This is a genomic window from Streptomyces sp. NPDC059787, from assembly GCF_042732315.1.
Lineage (GTDB): Bacteria > Actinomycetota > Actinomycetes > Streptomycetales > Streptomycetaceae > Streptomyces > Streptomyces atrovirens.
In genome coordinates this window covers 256229-272415 of the sequence record NZ_JBHWHX010000005.1, presented here as the reverse complement: position 1 = coordinate 272415, position 16187 = coordinate 256229, and the positions used below count along the sequence as shown (strand labels likewise).

At 72.8% G+C, this 16187-nt stretch carries 17 protein-coding genes and 6 tRNA genes; 9 read left to right on the top strand and 14 right to left on the bottom strand.

The genetic code is table 11. From position 1 onward, the window contains the following. Window positions 1-50: 50 nt before the first annotated feature. Window positions 51-122 (bottom strand) — tRNA-Val (locus ACFV5H_RS07505). 79 nt (window positions 123-201) lie between these two features. Then, complete coding sequence (locus tag ACFV5H_RS07500) at window positions 202-660, bottom strand: TIGR02611 family protein (RefSeq protein WP_385049187.1); 459 nt, start codon at window positions 658-660, stop codon at window positions 202-204. Between the two features lie 191 nt (window positions 661-851). On the opposite strand from ACFV5H_RS07500, the gene ACFV5H_RS07495 reads away from it, so the two are divergent. Together ACFV5H_RS07495 and ACFV5H_RS07490 are read left to right on the top strand one after the other, a co-directional pair. Next, a complete protein-coding gene (locus ACFV5H_RS07495; protein WP_004002642.1) occupies window positions 852-1265 on the top strand; it encodes an SsgA family sporulation/cell division regulator in 414 nt (137 codons plus the stop codon). Between the two features lie 310 nt (window positions 1266-1575). Further along, the gene (locus ACFV5H_RS07490; protein ID WP_073933740.1) at window positions 1576-2136 is read left to right on the top strand and encodes a CGNR zinc finger domain-containing protein; all 561 of its coding nucleotides are present in this window, start codon (window positions 1576-1578) and stop codon (window positions 2134-2136) included. Window positions 2137-2212: 76 nt separating this feature from the next. Here ACFV5H_RS07490 and ACFV5H_RS07485 read toward each other — a convergent pair whose 3' ends face one another. Beyond that, entirely contained in the window at window positions 2213-2365 is a 153-nt protein-coding gene (locus ACFV5H_RS07485; RefSeq protein WP_344560596.1) for a hypothetical protein, read from the bottom strand. Between the two features lie 171 nt (window positions 2366-2536). Then, window positions 2537-2974 (bottom strand): hypothetical protein, encoded by a 438-nt coding sequence (locus ACFV5H_RS07480; protein WP_385193314.1) that lies wholly within the window; start codon window positions 2972-2974, stop codon window positions 2537-2539. A 352-nt stretch (window positions 2975-3326) separates the two neighbouring features. Between ACFV5H_RS07480 and ACFV5H_RS07475 the strand changes: the two genes are divergently transcribed. Further along, window positions 3327-3851 (top strand): DsbA family protein, encoded by a 525-nt coding sequence (locus ACFV5H_RS07475; protein WP_385049192.1) that lies wholly within the window; start codon window positions 3327-3329, stop codon window positions 3849-3851. 243 nt (window positions 3852-4094) lie between these two features. Here the strand turns inward: ACFV5H_RS07475 and ACFV5H_RS07470 are convergent, their stop codons facing one another. From ACFV5H_RS07470 to ACFV5H_RS07460, 3 genes are read right to left on the bottom strand one after another with little or no spacing between them, the layout of a single operon-like run. Next, complete coding sequence (locus tag ACFV5H_RS07470; protein WP_385049195.1) at window positions 4095-4919, bottom strand: GNAT family N-acetyltransferase; 825 nt, start codon at window positions 4917-4919, stop codon at window positions 4095-4097. A gap of 52 nt (window positions 4920-4971) precedes the next feature. Beyond that, window positions 4972-5793, bottom strand: coding sequence for an aminotransferase class IV (locus ACFV5H_RS07465; protein WP_385049198.1), 822 nt, complete (start codon window positions 5791-5793; stop codon window positions 4972-4974). Continuing rightward, a complete protein-coding gene (locus ACFV5H_RS07460) occupies window positions 5790-6842 on the bottom strand; it encodes a chorismate-binding protein (protein ID WP_385193284.1) in 1053 nt (350 codons plus the stop codon). The genes ACFV5H_RS07465 and ACFV5H_RS07460 overlap by 4 nt, the downstream gene beginning before the upstream one ends. 154 nt (window positions 6843-6996) lie before the next feature. Between ACFV5H_RS07460 and ACFV5H_RS07455 the strand changes: the two genes are divergently transcribed. The 5 genes from ACFV5H_RS07455 (at window position 6997) to ACFV5H_RS07435 (ending at window position 7475) form a co-directional block, all read left to right on the top strand. Next, window positions 6997-7069 (top strand) — tRNA-Gly (locus tag ACFV5H_RS07455). A gap of 37 nt (window positions 7070-7106) precedes the next feature. Then, window positions 7107-7180 (top strand) — tRNA-Cys (locus tag ACFV5H_RS07450). Between the two features lies 1 nt (window position 7181). Beyond that, window positions 7182-7253, top strand: a tRNA-Val gene (locus tag ACFV5H_RS07445). Window positions 7254-7288: 35 nt separating this feature from the next. Continuing rightward, window positions 7289-7360: transfer RNA gene (locus tag ACFV5H_RS07440), tRNA-Val, on the top strand. A gap of 43 nt (window positions 7361-7403) precedes the next feature. Then, window positions 7404-7475, top strand: a tRNA-Val gene (locus tag ACFV5H_RS07435). 50 nt (window positions 7476-7525) lie between these two features. On the opposite strand, the gene ACFV5H_RS07430 is transcribed toward ACFV5H_RS07435, so the two are convergent. From ACFV5H_RS07430 to ACFV5H_RS07415, 4 genes are all read right to left on the bottom strand, one after another. Next, complete coding sequence (locus ACFV5H_RS07430) at window positions 7526-7804, bottom strand: zf-TFIIB domain-containing protein (RefSeq protein WP_073933736.1); 279 nt, start codon at window positions 7802-7804, stop codon at window positions 7526-7528. Window positions 7805-7905: 101 nt separating this feature from the next. Beyond that, window positions 7906-8832 (bottom strand): phosphotransferase family protein, encoded by a 927-nt coding sequence (locus ACFV5H_RS07425; protein ID WP_385049204.1) that lies wholly within the window; start codon window positions 8830-8832, stop codon window positions 7906-7908. A 268-nt stretch (window positions 8833-9100) separates the two neighbouring features. Continuing rightward, window positions 9101-9280, bottom strand: coding sequence for a hypothetical protein (locus ACFV5H_RS07420; protein WP_030867596.1), 180 nt, complete (start codon window positions 9278-9280; stop codon window positions 9101-9103). Between the two features lie 197 nt (window positions 9281-9477). Continuing rightward, a complete protein-coding gene (locus tag ACFV5H_RS07415) occupies window positions 9478-9753 on the bottom strand; it encodes a hypothetical protein (RefSeq protein WP_073933733.1) in 276 nt (91 codons plus the stop codon). 195 nt (window positions 9754-9948) lie between these two features. Here ACFV5H_RS07415 and ACFV5H_RS07410 point away from each other — a divergent pair, with 195 nt between their 5' ends. Then, the gene (locus ACFV5H_RS07410) at window positions 9949-11238 is read left to right on the top strand and encodes a serine/threonine-protein kinase (protein WP_385193281.1); all 1290 of its coding nucleotides are present in this window, start codon (window positions 9949-9951) and stop codon (window positions 11236-11238) included. 30 nt (window positions 11239-11268) lie between these two features. Here the strand turns inward: ACFV5H_RS07410 and ACFV5H_RS07405 are convergent, their stop codons facing one another. The 3 genes from ACFV5H_RS07405 to cobT all read right to left on the bottom strand — a co-directional run. Then, window positions 11269-12087 carry a TrmH family RNA methyltransferase gene (locus ACFV5H_RS07405; RefSeq protein ID WP_385049212.1) on the bottom strand — a complete coding sequence of 273 codons (819 nt, stop codon included), beginning with the start codon at window positions 12085-12087 and terminating at the stop codon, window positions 11269-11271. Window position 12088: 1 nt separating this feature from the next. Then, window positions 12089-13321, bottom strand: a complete 1233-nt coding sequence (gene cobA, locus ACFV5H_RS07400; protein WP_385049215.1) for a uroporphyrinogen-III C-methyltransferase — start codon at window positions 13319-13321, stop codon at window positions 12089-12091. 264 nt (window positions 13322-13585) lie between these two features. Then, the coding region (cobT, locus tag ACFV5H_RS07395) for a nicotinate-nucleotide--dimethylbenzimidazole phosphoribosyltransferase (RefSeq protein ID WP_385193279.1) at window positions 13586-16187 on the bottom strand (2602 nt) is incomplete at its 5' end.

Below are 16187 nucleotides of genomic sequence, written 5' to 3'. Positions count from 1 at the left end.
ACGCGGGGGCCGGGCTACCGTTTCGTGCGCGGGGCCGCCTGATGATCCGGTGGGCGATACTGGGTTCGAACCAGTGACCTCTTCGGTGTGAACGAAGCGCTCTCCCACTGAGCTAATCGCCCGGACGCAGGAAGAACATTACCCCATGTCAGGGGATGCCCGTGACCAGCGGGGAGCGGTGCACCCGCCCCCCGCCGCACCTCACTGGTCCTCGATCTTCCAGGGCATCACGAGACCGAACTTCCACAGGTAGACACCGGCCAGCGCGGCCACGATCACCAGGCCGAGCGAGGTCAGGATGATGTTCCGGCGCCGCACCCTGGGGTCCAGGGCCCGCTGGGCCGCCTCGGTGACCTTGCGCTTGGTCCAGCGCAGCACGAGCTGGGCCCAGACGAACTCGGTCGCCCAGATCGCCATACCTCCGAAGATCACGACCCAGCCCGGTCCCGGCAGCACCAGCATCGCGGCACCGGCCGCCACGACCGCGAGGCCGACCACGAAGACGCCGACCTGCCAGCTGAAGTGCAGCGCCCGGCGCGCCTTGACGAACTCCGGTGCGCGCGATCCGAGCGCTCGCTCGTCCCGGTTCTCGCTCTCGTCCACCGTCACCCCGTGGGCCGTCACCGCGGCCTCGACAGACTTGTCACTCCCCGTGTTCATACATCCAAACACTACCCGAGCCGAACACATCACCGGAATGGACGCAGGGCGCGAACGATCTTTCGGCCGGAAGAGTTACGTAATCCCACGCAAAACACTCAGAGGGGTTTACAACGGCACCGTAGGTGGCATGTCGATTTGGCCGACGTGCGAATCCCCGAGCGCACACTGAGCGAAAGGCCCTGGCGCTTATGAACACCACGGTCAGCTGCGAGCTGCACCTGCGCCTCGTTGTGTCGAGCGAGTCCTCCCTGCCTGTCCCCGCAGGCCTGCGGTACGACACGGCCGACCCCTACGCCGTGCACGCCACCTTCCACACCGGAGCCGAGGAAACCGTCGAGTGGGTGTTCGCCCGCGACCTCCTGGCCGAGGGACTTCACCGCCCCACGGGCACCGGCGACGTCCGTGTCTGGCCGTCGCGCAGTCACGGTCAGGGCGTCGTCTGCATCGCCCTGAGCTCGCCGGAGGGGGAGGCCCTGCTCGAGGCCCCGGCAAGGGCTCTGGAGTCCTTCCTGAAGCGCACCGACGCCGCCGTGCCTCCCGGCACGGAACACCGGCACTTCGATCTCGACCAGGAGCTCTCGCACATCCTGGCGGAAAGCTAGGCGAGGCTCGCGAAGCCGCCCGGCGCCGTCGACTCGGGGAGACGGCTCGGGCCCGGACAGCCGCATACGGGCAGCCGTGTACGGCTCACACACAACGGCGCCGACACCGCGGGGTTCCGCGGGCGGCGCCGTCGTGCTGTGCGCACTCCGAGCCGGTATCGGCCGAACGGGTGATCGGGAACGACGGCCGGTCTCCGCACGTTGCATTCGAAGCCATGTGCGGAGCGGGGAGGTACGGGGCACGCCGGAGCCACTACCATCGGCCAGCATCGGCGGGCGCCCGCCCGACCCCCAGGCCAGGGAGCGAACTGTGCTGATCACCCACGACACCCGGTGCGCGCTCGACACCGTGGTGGACCTGGTGAACTCCGCGCCGGAGGACGACACGACACCGGAAGGGCTGCCGGACGTCGCGGCTCTCGAGGAGTTCGTGCGGCAGCACGAGGTGAGCGAGGTCGGGGTGCTCACGGAGTTCGACCTCGCCGCGGTGCGCAAGATCCGCGGCCGGTTCGCGGCGGTCTTCGCCGCTCCGGACGCCCGCGCGGCCGCCACGCTGATCAACGAGCTGATCGCGGCCGCGGGCACCACGCCCCGGCTCACCGACCACGACGGCTACGACTGGCACGTTCACTACTTCGCGCCCGGCGCCTCCGTGGCCGACCACCTGGCCGCCGACTGCGGGATGGCGCTGGCGTTCTTCGTGGTCGCCGGGGAGCAGGAGCGGCTGCGGCGCTGTGAGGCCCCGGACTGCCGGCACGCCTTCGTCGATCTCTCCCGCAACCGTTCGCGCCGCTACTGCGACAGCCGCACCTGCGGCAACCGTCTGCATGTGGCCGCCTACCGGGCGCGGCGCAAGGAGGCGGCGGGCTGACGCCCACGCGGGCGAAGCGGCTCGATGCCGTGCCGACGCGGTCCCGACGGGTGACGTCGGGTACCGCGGGTACGGCTCACAGCCACAGCAGGTCGTGCAGGGCAGCCATGAGCAGCAGACACCCGATCACCGCCAGGAAGATCATCAGCGGTGGCTGGGAAAGGGCGAAGAGGCATCCACGCGGCTCGTCCTGCTGCTGCGCGGCATCGCTCTGTGTCGTGTCCAGCATCTCGCGGCGATGATGACGCATCGGGAGCGCCCGACGCGATCAACACTCACGGAGTGAGTGTTGATCGCCGATTCCGCGATCTACGGTTCGGGTTGTGATCACTTCCGGGCGCTCGCGGACCCACTGTGACGTTTCTGCCGGTCGCGCGCATTCACCCCTGGTGCGCCACCGTCATATGCCGTGCTTCTTGAGGATGGCCTCGATGTCGCTGAAGTCGTCCTCGCCGCGGGAGGCGGGAGCGGGGCGGGCCGCCGGGCGGGACCCCTGGCCCAAAGAAGGCGCGGAGGCCCCGGGTGCCACCGCCTCGGGTCGTGCCGCGGCCCGCGCGGCCTTGCGCTCCTTACGGGTGCCGCCGCGGCGGCGCTCCACGGTGCGGGTGGTCGCGAACAGCAACCAGGACAGGCCGAGCACTCCGAAGCCGGCCCATGCCGTCGGGCTGAAGGCGGTGTCGGCCAGCCAGTCGACCACGCCGGTCATCACCAGGCCGAGGGGCACGAGCGAGTAGGCGGCGATGCGGGCGGCCGCGAGGAAGCGTTTGCGGTAGGCCGTGACCGCCGCGATGCCCAGGCCTGCCGCGGAGACGGCGGAACAGACGGTCTCGGCAATCATCCGGTCCTCCAGGCAGGTGGGGTCGCTGTGACGCTTCGTCCCTTCCATCCTGCACCTGCATGGCCCGGCCGGGCCATGCTCCGGCCGGACATCAGGGACATCTCCGGGTCGGTGATCCTCCGCAGGTCCGACTGCCGGTGTGGCCGGAAGGTGCGGTGACCGGTGTGTTCCCGGCACCCGGCATCGGTGCTCCCCCGCCGGGGGCTGCCGCCCCGGGCCCCGCTCCGCCCCTGAAAGGGCCTCCTCCTCGGACCTTCCCCCGGACGGGCTGAAGAGATGCGCCGGACAGACGTGAGGCGGTCCTTCCGACGTCCGATTGGGTGGCCCGGGGCCCGGCTGGGAGACTGTGGCCATGAGTGACTCCTCCCCCGCCCGCCCCGCCGCCCCCGTCCTCGACGTCTGGTGCGAGCTGCAGTGTCCGGACTGCCGAAGCGCCCTCGACGACCTCCGTGCCCTGCGGGCCCGCTACGGCGACCGCCTGGAGCTGCGGCTGCGGCACTTCCCGCTGGAGAAGCACAAGCACTCCTTCGCCGCCGCCCAGGCCGCCGAGGAGGCGCTGGAGCAGGGGCGGGGATGGCCGTACGTCGAGGCCGTGCTGGGACGGGTCGAGGAGCTGGACCGCCGGGGAGAGGACTTCCTCGTCGAGATCGCCCGGGAACTCGGCCTGGACGCCGAGGAGTTCGACACCGCGCTGATCGACGGACGGCACATCCTGATCGTGGACGCGGACCAGGCCGAGGGCAAGGCGATCGGGGTGACGGGCACCCCGACGTACGTCATCGGCGGTGAGCGCCTCGACGGCGGCAAGAGCCAGGAGGGTCTGCGCGAACGCATCGAGGAGATCGCGGACCGGCTGCTGGCCGGACAGGAGGGCTAGGGACTGTCCGGCGGATCGCGCCGCGGACGCGAGGCTTACGAGACAGTCTCGATCCCCTCCGACTTGAGCCGCCGGACAGGCCCCGGGGGCCGTTCGGGCCGGGCCTGCTTCAGGCGACGGCTCCTTGCGGCCGACCCGAGGGGGCGATGATGAGGGTCCCCTCCGGGGAAATGCGCGCCAGGTCCCTCGCCTCCCCGGGAAGATCCGAACGACACTCCCCGCCCCCGGGGATGCCGCCCACCGTCACAGAAGCGGCTTGTACATCGAGTACTGCGTCGTGCCGTAGCCGAGTGAGTCGTAGAGCCGCTCGGCCGGGGTGTTGCCGGCGAACACGTTGAGGCCGATGGTCCGGTTGCCCGCGGCGACCGCCTGGGCCTCGGCGAGCAGCATGAGCGCGCGTCCGTGCCCCCGGCCGCGGTGGGCGGCGTCGGCCTCGACGTCGAAGACGTAGGCCCGTTCCCCGCGCACCGACAGCCACAGGGTGCCCACGGGCGTGCCCTCGTGTTCGAGGACGCTGAAGAGCATGTCCTCGGTGGCGTGGCCGTCGGGCAGCAGCGCGGCGTGGTCGTTCGCCGCCTTGACCCGTGCCTCGGTCTCCGGCACCCCGCGCCGGATCCAGTCCCCCGCGTAGTCCTCCTGGCCCTTGGCCGACCAGGGCCCGAACTCGTCCTCGGTCATGGGCCGGGCCACGCTGCCCTCCGGAAGCGCGGGCGGGGTCTCCGCGAGGGCCTTCTCCATGGTCCGGTTGCGCACGACGTAGCCGAGCGTCGTGGCCAGCCCGAGGGCGGCCCGGGCGTCGGCGGGGACCGTCGCCTCGATACGGCGGCACCCCCAGCCGCGCGCCACCTCCTCCGCGGCGAGCGCGGCCACCGTGCCCCGGCCGCGCCGGCGGTCCGGCTCCTCGACGCGCAGGCCCGTGATCCGGGCGACGGCGTCGCCGAAGACGGGGTGTGTGCCGAGACGGACCGCCCCGACGGGGCGGCTGTTCACGCACACCTGGTAGCGGCGCGAACGTGTGCCGTCGGGGTTCTGCTGAAGCGGCTCGACCGGCCGCAGGGTGGTGGTCATCAAGGGTGTTCTACCCGTTGCCGTACTCCGGATCAGCCGATTTTCGGTTCCGTCACGGATCGAGGTCGGCCCCGGAGCGCTCGTCGAAGATCCGCATGGCCTTGGCGGTCACCGGGCCGGGGGCGCCGGGCAGTTCACGGTCGTCGACGCGGTGCACGGCCTGGACGTCGCGCAGGGTGGAGGTGAGGAAGACCTCCTCGGCCCGCCCCAGCACGTCCAGCGGCAGGTCGGTCTCCTTGGCACCGGTCCACTCGACGGCGAGGGCGCGGGTGATCCCGGCGAGGCAGCCGGAGGCGAGCGGCGGGGTGTGGAGCTCGCCGTCGAGGACGACGAAGACGTTCGACCCGGTGCCCTCGCAGAGCTGTCCGACGGTGTTGCCGAACAGCGCCTCGGACGCGCCCCGCTCACGGGCGCGGGCGAGGGCGACGACGTTCTCGGCGTACGAGGTGGTCTTCAGGCCGGTGAGCGCGCCGCGTTCGTTGCGGGTCCAGGGGACGGTGACGACGGCGGTGGAGTCGGGGCGGCGGGTGGTCTCCCCGAGGGCGACCACGAGGGTCGGGCCGTGCTCGCCGCGGTCGGAGCCGAGCGGGCCGTGGCCGCCGGTGTAGGTGAGGCGCAGCCGGCCGAGCGGCATCGGGTTGGCCTCCAGGACGGCGGCGCAGGCGCGGCGCACCTCGTCGAGGTCGGGGTCGGGCAGCCCGAGCCCGCGGGCCGACCGGGTCAGCCGGTCGAGATGCCGGGTGAGCGCGAACGGACGGCCGTCCACGGCCTTCACCGTCTCGAAGATGCCGTCGCCCACGGTCAGCCCGTGGTCGAAGACGGAGACACGGGCGGACTCGGTGTCCTGCAGCCCGCCGTCGAGCCAGATCTTCACCCCTGGGTCCCTTCAATCGTCTCGTACGTTCCCGACGCTACCGCGAGCAGCCGGGATGCCTTCAGCTCGGTCTCCCGCCACTCCCCCTCGGGATCGGAACCCCAGGTGATCCCGGCGCCGGTGCCGAACCGCAGGACGGCGCCGCCGCCCGCGGTCCGGTCGATCCAGAAGGTGCGGATGCCCACCGCGAGCACGCCGGTGCCGCGGTCGGCGTCGACCCAGCCGACGCCGCCGCAGTACGGGCCGCGGGGCGCCGTCTCCAGCGCGTCGATGATCCGCAGCGCGCTGGACTTGGGCGCGCCGGTGACGGAGCCGGGCGGGAAGGCTGCACCGAGCAGCTCGGGCCATCCCGCGCCGTCCCGCAGCTCGCCCCGCACGGTCGACACGAGGTGGACGAGACCCGGGTGCTTCTCGACGGCGCACAGGTCGGGCACGGTCACCGTGCCGGTGTCGCAGACCTGTCCGATGTCGTTGCGGACCAGGTCGACGATCATCACGTTCTCGGCGTAGTCCTTCTCCAGCAGATCGGCCTCGGTGCGCCCGGTGCCCTTGATCGGCCCGGACTCGACGACCCGCCCCTCCCGCCGCAGGAACAGTTCGGGCGACGCGGTGGCGATCTCCACCCCGTGGCCGGGCAGACGAATCGTTCCGGCGTACGGGGCCGGGTTGCCCCGGGCGAGCAGGGCGGTGAGGGCGTCCACGTCGGCGCCGGACGGCACGGGCGCGGACAGGACGCGGCAGAGGTTCGCCTGGTAGACCTCGCCGGCGGCTATGTGATCGCGGATACGGCGCACGGCCGTCGTGTACGCGCTCCGGTCGAGCGAGGACGTCCAGTCGCCGGCCGCCGGCCCCCGCCAGGCCCCCGGCACGGGGGCGGGCACCCGCTGTTCCCGGACCTCCCGGAAGCGGGCGCAGGTCAGGCGGCCCTCGAAGTCGGCGGCGACGGTCCAGAACCCCGTGGAGTCCAGGGCGGCGGGGTCGTCGGTGACGTCGAGGAGTCCGGTGGCGACGCGGTCGCCGAAGCGGGCGAGAGGGGGCAGGTCCAGCACGTGTCGAGTCTATGGCGGGCGCGGTTCAGGTGGCCCGGGCACGTCCGTGAGCAGGCGCAGCGCAGCACGCTGCACAAACGGGTTTTTGTACTGGCCCGGGAATCCGCTAGAGTTCAGTTCGTCGCCGGGACGCGCAAGCCGACCGAAACGACAGGCGGACGTAGCTCAGTTGGTAGAGCGCAACCTTGCCAAGGTTGAGGTCGCGAGTTCGAGCCTCGTCGTCCGCTCGAAGGAAGAGGGGGCTTCCCGGTCCCCTACACTCCTGGTGGAGTGGCCGAGAGGCGAGGCAACGGCCTGCAAAGCCGTCTACACGGGTTCAAATCCCGTCTCCACCTCCAAGGACGATTAGCTCAGCGGGAGAGCGCTTCCCTGACACGGAAGAGGTCACTGGTTCAATCCCAGTATCGTCCACTTGGATCCTCGGATCCTGGATCTCCGGATCCCCCGCGCGATTAGCTCAGCGGGAGAGCGCTTCCCTGACACGGAAGAGGTCACTGGTTCAATCCCAGTATCGCGCACGCAGTGCCCATGATCCGCTCCATGGAGTGATCGTGGTCCCGAGGACGATTAGCTCAGCGGGAGAGCGCTTCCCTGACACGGAAGAGGTCACTGGTTCAATCCCAGTATCGTCCACACCATCCGAAGCCCCCGGTCCTCCGACCGGGGGCTTCGTCGTGTCTCCGTCAGCTGGAGAAGAGCATGTGCCCGAAGCTCTTGTGGCGGTGGTGACCGTGGTGGCCGCCGTGCGGGGCGCCCCAGGCGGGGGCCGGCGCTGCGGGGTAGGCCTGCGGAGCGGCGGGCGGGGCCGGCGGCGCGGGCTGCGACCACTGGGACTCCAGCCGGGTCAGCGACTCCAGCTCGCCGTAGTCGAGGAAGATGCCCCGGCACCCGCTGCACTGCTCGATCTGGACACCGTTGCGGTTGTAGGTGTGCATCGGGGCACGGCACTTCGGACACTGCATGATCGGTTCAACTCCTAGCCGGTCGTTCCTGCTTCGCGTATCGCCAGGACAGACTCTGTCCGGTCGCGGGTCGGTTGCACCCTACTTCGGGAAACTTCGGCTCAACTCGACGGGGCGGAAGGGCAGACCGGGCCCATGCGCGCACAGGCGTCGACCAGTGCCTGTTCCACCTCGTCCAGGGACCGGCCGGCCGCGACGGCCTTGGTGACGGCGCGGGCGGCGGTCTGGGCCGTGAGGGCGCGGGCCGGGACGTCCAGCGCGGTCCAGGGGTCGCCGTCGGGCGGCACGGCCGGGCCTCCGGCCGTGCGGTAGGCGGTCAGGAAGCGGTGCCACTCGTCGGGGGCGAGCAGTCCGCAGGCGTACCAGGCCGCCGGGCGGGCCAGGTCCCACGCCGCTACGCCGGTGCCGAGGTCGTCGACGTCGATGAGCAGCCAGGGGCCGTTGTGCGCGGGGTGGCGTACGAGCTGGCCGAGGTGGAGGTCGCCGTGGCAGAGGACGGTGGTGTCCGGCATGGGGGCCTCGCCGCGGGCCCAGGGCGGGAGGGTGGCCCAGGCGTGCAGTACGGGGGCGGTGGCGGGGTGGTGGGAGGCGGTGGTGCGGAGGAGGGCGATGGCGTGGGCGGCCTTGGCGGGGCCGCGCATGGGGGGTACGGCGGTGGGGGCGGGGGCGCGGTGGAGCAGGGCGAGGAGGGTGGCCGCGGCTTCCCAGGGGGCGGCGTCCGGGTCGTCCGGGTCCACGGGAGTGCCGTACGGCCAGTGGGTGACGAGTCGTCCGTGCAGTTCGGTGGGTGCGGGGGTGAGCGGGGGGAGGAGGATGCCGGGGAGTCGGGTGGCCACGGTGAGACGGAGGGCCAGCTCGGCGGGGTCGGCGTCGGGGGCGTGGGCCTTGGCGACGGTGCCGGCGTGGCGTACGACGGTGGCGTCCTCGCGGGCGGCGAGGGTGGCGGTGGCGCAGTGGCAGGTGCGGGAGCCTGCGTGGGCCGTTGCCGTGACGTGGGCTGTCAGGGCGGGGAGGAGGTCCGTGGTCACGGGGTGAGAGGGTACGGGGCGGTCGCCGGGACGGTGCGGCCCGGCGCCTGCGGGTGCCCTGGCGTCGGGGTGGGCCCGGGGGTGTCCGCGCGGCCCGGCGCCTGCGCGGGCATCGGACGCGCGCCTCCGGAGTCGTGCGGGCAGAGCAATGCCGGCGCAGCTCCCCAGCTGCGCCGGCATTCTTGCCGTCCGCCGCACCCCCGTCCCCACGGGGTTTCATGGGTGGATGTCCCCGCCCGGACCGCTCTTCCGGGCCTGGGGTCGCTGTTCAGCGCCCCAGCATCTCGCCCACGGACGACGCCTGTGTGGCCACTGTCTCCCACCCGTCGAAGACGAGGAGCAGCAGGACCGCCAGAGGAAGGGCCATCAACGTCGCCACCAGCGGATGGCGACGCCCCTCGCCGCGTTCCCGCGTGCGGATCAGTGTCCGCGGTGCCGTGTACGCCATGGTCCCTCTCCTGGCCGTTTCTGTTGTCGTTGACAGCGGCGGGCGTCTGACCTCGGGGGACGAGTGCTGCACCCGCCGCTTGACCTCAAATCTAGGGGCCCGGCGCTCCCCCGGCGTCATGCCCTCGTACCGATTGCCGGGCCTCCCGGAGGATGAGCCCTTCCTCACGGTGTACTCCCCTGGGTGGAGACGGGGTCCTACGCCTCAGGGACATCCCCGAAGGACCGCCCGCTCTGCCCCGCTTTCTCCGAGCCGTCCTCCCGCGGCACCGGCTGTTCCACCAGCGCGAGCACCCGGTTCGCCATGAATCGGGCGGTCCGCACGACCGTGCCGCTTCGGGTGACTTCGCTCACTTCGACGACCCCCCGCCGCACCGCCGTCTCCACCCGGCGCCCCGCCCTGCTCGCCACCACCTCGTACGTACGCGTCGTGTCCCCCGCATCCACGACGATCTCCACACGGTCACCCTTCACGCGATCAATCCCCCTTCACCGTCGGGTGGTTGGAAGCACCAGCCGCGCGAACCAGGTTTGCCCGCGCGCTCCCTGACCACTCTTCGAGTCTCCCACCCCCCACTGACAATCCACCGCCCCGAGAGGGCGCGGCCTCTGCGCACGGACGGCCGTGGAAACGTAAGCTGTGGCACGTCACAGGACCGGGCAGCGGGGATGAACATGGCGATGATGCGCCTGAGGCGCGAGGACCCGCGCGTCGTCGGCTCTTTCAGGCTCCACCGACGGCTCGGCGCGGGTGGGATGGGCGTGGTCTACCTGGGCTCCGACAAGAAGGGGCAGCGGGTCGCGCTGAAGGTCATCCGGCCCGACCTGGCCGAGGACCAGGAGTTCCGCTCCCGGTTCGCGCGCGAGGTCTCGGCGGCCCGCCGCATCCGCGGCGGCTGCACGGCCCGGCTGGTGGCCGCGGACCTCGACGCGGACCGTCCCTGGTTCGCCACGCAGTACGTGCCGGGGCCCTCGCTGCACGACAAGGTCGCCGACGAGGGGGCGCTCGGCGCGGCCGACGTCGCCGCCGTCGGCGCGGCCCTCTCCGAGGGGCTGGTCGCCGTGCACGAGGCCGGTGTGGTGCACCGGGACCTCAAGCCGTCCAACATCCTGCTGTCCCCGAAGGGGCCGCGGATCATCGACTTCGGCATCGCGTGGGCGACCGGCGCGTCGACGCTCACGCACGTCGGCACGGCGGTCGGCTCGCCCGGCTTCCTCGCCCCGGAGCAGGTGCGCGGCGCGGCCGTCACCCCGGCCACGGACGTGTTCTCGCTCGGTGCCACGCTCGCGTACGCGTCGATGGGCGACTCGCCCTTCGGGCACGGCAGTTCCGAGGTGATGCTGTACCGCGTGGTGCACGAGGAGGCCCAGTTGCACGGCGTCCCGGACGCCCTGGCCCCCCTCGTCCGCGCGTGCCTGGCGAAGGACCCCGAGGAGCGGCCCAGCACGCTCCAACTGTCGCTGCGGCTCAAGGAGATCGCCGCGCGGGAGGCCCAGGGCCTCGCCGACGTACGTCCGCCGGCCCCGCGCAGCGCCGAGGCGGAGCGGCCCACCGGACGCCTCGCGGACACCTACCCGGAGCGGGCGCAGCGCCGGCAGGGCGGCCAGGGAACCCCGCCACCGCGCGGACGCGGCCCCGCGCCCAGGAACAGCGGTTCGTCTCCCGGACGGAACAGCCGGAGCGTGCCCCCTTCCCGGAGCGGCGGCGCGCGCGACAGCTCCCCGCGCGGAGGCACTCCTCCGTCCCGCAAGGGACCGCGCCCCACACCGGCCTCCCGGAACACCACCCGGTCCGGTACCGGCACCGGTGCCCGCCGTCAGGGGCCCCGGCCGACGGGCACCGGTCTGCGGCCGGCCAATCCGCGGCTGCTCAGGCAGCGGCTGTTCGTGTTCGTCGTCGTGACGCTGGTGGTCGCGCTGGGTATCGCGCTGGTGCAGGGCTGCCAGGGCCCCGGGTAGGGACCTGCCGACAGCACACCGACCGGGCCGCTACTCCTGCGGACGCCCGGTGGCCACCGCGTAGAAGGCGACGGCCGCGGCGGCTCCCACGTTGAGGGAGTCGACGCCGTGCGACATCGGGATGCGGACCCATTGATCAGCGGCGGCCAGGGCCCGGTCGGAGAGACCGGCTCCTTCCGCGCCCAGCATCAGGGCCACCCGGTCCATACGGTGCGGTGCCACCTCGTCCAGGGCCCGGGCCTTCTCCCCGGGGGTGAGCGCGAGCAGCTCGAACCCGGCCTCGCGCACCGCCTCCAGTCCCTTGGGCCAGGTGTCGAGACGGGCGTACGGCACGGAGAAGACCGCGCCCATGGAGACCTTGACGCTGCGGCGGTAGAGGGGGTCGGCGCAGTCCGGGGAGAGCAGGACGGCGTCCATGCCGAGGGCCGCCGCGGAGCGGAAGATCGCACCGATGTTGGTGTGGTCGTTGACCGACTCCATGACGACGACGCGGCGGGCGGTCCGCAGCACGTCCGGCGCCGACGGCAGCGGTGTGCGCTGCATGGAGGCGAGCGCGCCGCGGTGCACGTGGTAGCCGGTGACCTGTTCGGCGAGCGCGGGGTCGACGACGTACACCGGGGCGGTGGCCCGGTCGATGACGTCGCGCATGACGTCGACCCACTTCGCGGACAGCAGCATCGACCGCATCGCGTAGCCGGCTTCCCCGGCGCGTCTGATGACCTTCTCGCCCTCGGCGATGAACAGGCCCTCGGCGGGTTCGCGGCGGCGGCGCAGTTCGACGTCGGTCAGGCCGGTGTAGTCGTGCAGCCGCGGGTCGGCGGGGTCGTCGACGGTGATGGGTTCGGCCATGTCACGCCGTCCCGCGCGGGCCCACGGCGACGACCTCGCCGATGACGATGACGGCCGGCGGCTTGACCTCCTGGGCGACGACCGTCTCGGCGACCGTGGCGAGGGTGGCGTCGACCCGGCGCTGGGCGGCCGTGGTGCCCTCCTGCACGAGGGCGACCGGGGTGTCGGGGGACTTGCCGTGGGCCACCAGGGTCTCGGCGATCCGGCCGATCTTGTCGACGCCCATCAGGACGACGAGGGTGCCGGTCAGCTTCGCCAGGGACGGCCAGTCGACCAGGGAGCGCTCGTCGTCGGGGGCGACATGGCCGCTGACCACGGTGAACTCATGGGCTACGCCCCGGTGGGTGACGGGGATGCCGGCCGCGCCCGGGACCGAGATGGAGCTGGAGATGCCGGGGACGACGGTGCAGGGGATGCCCGCTTCGGCGAGCGCCTGGAGCTCCTCCATGCCGCGGCCGAAGACGTACGGGTCGCCGCCCTTGAGCCGGACCACGGACTTGCCCTGCTTGGCGTGCTCGATCAGCGCGTTGTTGATGGCCTCCTGGGCCATGAAACGGCCGTAGGGGATCTTCGCCGCGTCGATCACCTCGACGTGCGGCGGGAGTTCGGCGAGCAGGTCGCGGGGGCCGAGCCGGTCGGCGATGACGACGTCGGCCTCGGCGAGCAGTCGGCGGCCTCGCACGGTGATCAGGTCCGGGTCGCCAGGGCCGCCGCCGACGAGGGCGACGCCCGGGGCGCGGGTGCGGTGGTGGGGGGCGACGAGGGTGCCGTCGCGCAGGCCCTCGACCACGGCGTCGCGGATGGCCGCGGTGTGGCGGGGGTCGCGGCCGCGTGCCTTCGTCGTGAGGACGGCCACGGTGACGCCCTCGCTGGACCCGGTGGCCGGGGTCCACGCCGTGGCCGCGTCGGCGTCGTCCGAGCGGACGCACCACACGCGGTGTGCTTCCGCCTCGGCGGAGGCACGGGTGTTCGCGTCGGCGTCGCTGGTGGCGATGAGGGCGTACCAGGCCTGCGCGAGGTCGCCCTCGGCGTAGGGGCGGCGGTGCCAGGTGATCTCGCCGGCGTCCGCCATGGCCTCCACGGAGGGGGTGGCCTCGGGGGACACGAGGTGGATGTCGGCGCCGGCTGCGATCAGGGCGGGGAGGCGGCGTTGGGCGACCTGGCCGCCGCCGAGTACGACGATCCGGCGGCCGGTGAGGCGGAGGCCTACGGGGTAGGCGGGGTGTTCGGCCATCAGGTGAGGCTCCTCGGACAAGCGGTGGGTCAGCGGGCACGCTGCGGCTTTGGAGCGAGCCTGACGTGGGGATTTTATGCGCGCGTCCGGTGGGGGCCGGAGCGGGTGGGGTGATCTCCCCAGCCCGCCCCTTCCCAAAGCCGGGGGCGCCGCCCCCGGCCCCCGCACGTGCGGGTGGACGGCTGTGCCCGCCCGTTCCGCCTGGGGGTACCACCCAGGCCCTCAAGGTACTGAGGGAGGAACGACTGCCCACAGCCGTCCGGGCTACTTCTCGGTGACGCCCGCCGAGTCGAAGGTCGCCACCTCGTGCATGGCCCGTGCTGTGCTCTGGACCAGGGGGAGGGCCAGGAGGGCGCCCGTGCCTTCGCCGAGGCGGAGGTCCAGGTCGACCAGGGGGCGCAGGCCCAGTTTGTTGAGGGCGGCGACGTGGCCGGGCTCGGCGCTGCGGTGGCCCGCGATGCAGGCGGCCAGGACCTCGGGGGCGATGGCCCGGGCCACCAGGGCGGCGGCACCGGCGCTGACGCCGTCCAGGATCACCGGCGTACGCAGTGACGCGCCGCCGAGGAGCAGGCCGACCATGGCGGCGTGCTCGAAGCCGCCGACGGCGGCGAGGACGCCGACGGGGTCGGCCGGGTCCGGCTGGTGGAGTTCGAGGGCGCGGCGGACGACCTCGGTCTTGCGGGCGAGGGTCTCGTCGTTGATGCCGGTGCCGCGGCCGGTGACCTCCGCCGGGTCGGCGCCGGTGAAGACGGAGATGAGGGCGGCGGACGCGGTGGTGTTCGCGATGCCCATCTCGCCGGTGAGGAGGGCCTTGTTGCCGGCCGCGACCAGGTCGCGGGCGGTCTCGATGCCGACCTCGATGGCCTTCTTGGCCTCCTCGCGGGTCATCGCGGGCCCGGTGGTCATGTCGGACGTACCGGCGCGGATCTTGCGCGGCAGCAGACCGGGGGTGGCCGGGAGGTCGGAGGAGACGCCCACGTCGACGACGCAGACCTCCGCGCCGACCTGGGCGGCGAAGGCGTTGCAGACCGCTCCCCCGCCGAGGAAGTTGGCCACCATCTGGGCGGTGACCTCCTGCGGCCAGGGGGTGACGCCCTGGGCGTGCACCCCGTGGTCGCCGGCGAAGATCGCGACGGCCGCGGGCTCCGGGACGGGCGGCGGGCACTGGCGGGACAGACCGGAGAGCTGGGCGGAGATGATCTCCAGCATGCCGAGCGCCCCGGCCGGCTTGGTCATGCGCTTCTGGCGCTCCCACGCCTCGCCGAGCGCCTTGGCGTCCAGCGGGCGGATCTGTGCGACGGTCTCGGCGAGCAGGTCGTGGGGGTCCTCTCCGGGCAGGGCGCGACGGCCGTACGTCTCCTCGTGCACGACCCAGGACAGCGGGCGGCGCTTGGACCAGCCGGCCTGCATCAGCTCGGGCTCGTCCGGGAACTCGTCGACGTAGCCCACGCACAGGTAGGCGACGACCTCGAGGTGCTCGGGGAGCCCCAGCGCGCGGACCATCTCGCGCTCGTCGAAGAAGCTGACCCAGCCGACGCCGAGGCCCTCGGCGCGGGCGGCGAGCCAGAGGTTCTCGACGGCGAGCGCGGAGGAGTACGGCGCCATCTGGGGCTGGGTGTGGCGGCCGAGGGTGTGCCGGCCGCCGCGGGTCGGGTCTGCGGTGACGACGATGTTCACGGGCGTGTCGAGGATGGCCTCGATCTTCAGTTCCTTGAACTGCTTGGCCCGGCCCTTGGGGAGGGACTTGGCGTAGGCGTCGCGCTGGCGCACGGCCAGTTCGTGCATGCTGCGCCGGGTGTCGGCGGAGCGGATGACGACGAAGTCCCAGGGCTGCGAGTGGCCGACGGAGGGCGCGGTGTGGGCGGCCTCCAGGACGCGGAGCAGCACCTCGTGCGGGATGGGGTCGCTGCGGAAGCCGTTGCGGATGTCCCGGCGTTCGCGCATGACCTTCAGTACGGCCTCGCGCTCCGCGTCGTCGTAGCCGGGGGCGGCCGGACCGGTGGGCCGAGCGGCTTCCGCGTCCACGCCGGCGCCCTGGGTGTCGAGGTCGTCCGGGTTCTGCGCGGGTTCGGCGTCCGCCTCGCGGGGTTCCCCGGCGGGGACGGCCACGCCCTGGGGCGGGGTCGGCGCGAGGTGCGGGGTGGTGGGTACGGTGCCGTCCACGGGGACGAACTCACCCACGGGCCGGTCCGGCTCGGGCTCCGGAGGGACGGTGCCGGTCAGGGGGGTGGCGGGGGTCTGCTGGGGGCCCTGGACCGCGCCCGTGTCGCTCACGGGGATGGCGTCGGCGGCACGGGGTGCCTCCGGGACGACGGCGGCCGGGACCTCGGGCGTGGGGGCCTCCGTGAGGGCTCCGTCGCCCGCCGTTCCGGAAGCGGCTTCGGCAGCGGTGTCCTCCGTTTCCGCGGTGGGGGGTACGGCGGTGTCGGCGCCCGGCGCGGGGACGTCCGGGGAAGCTCCGGGAACCCCGACATGCTCCGGGACGAGAGCCTCCGCGCCCGGCACCGGAACGGCCCGGTCGGCCTCGGGCTCCTCGACGGCCTGCGCCTCGACAGCGTCGGCACCCGGTGCCTGGACGGCCTGGTCGGCCTCGGGCTCCTCGACGGCCTGCGCTTGGACGGCCTGAGGAACCTCAGTCACCTCACCAGCCTGCGGCACGACGGCCTCGGCGGCCTGCGCCTGAACGGCATGAGGAACCTCAGCCGCCTGCGCCTCGACAGCCTCGACACCCGGCACCTGACCGGCCTGGTCGGCCTCGGCCACCTCGGCGACCTGCGCTTGGACGGCCTGAGGAACCTCAGTCACCTCACCAGCCTGCGGCACGACGGCCTCGGCGGCCTGCGCCTGAACGGCCTGAGGAACCTCA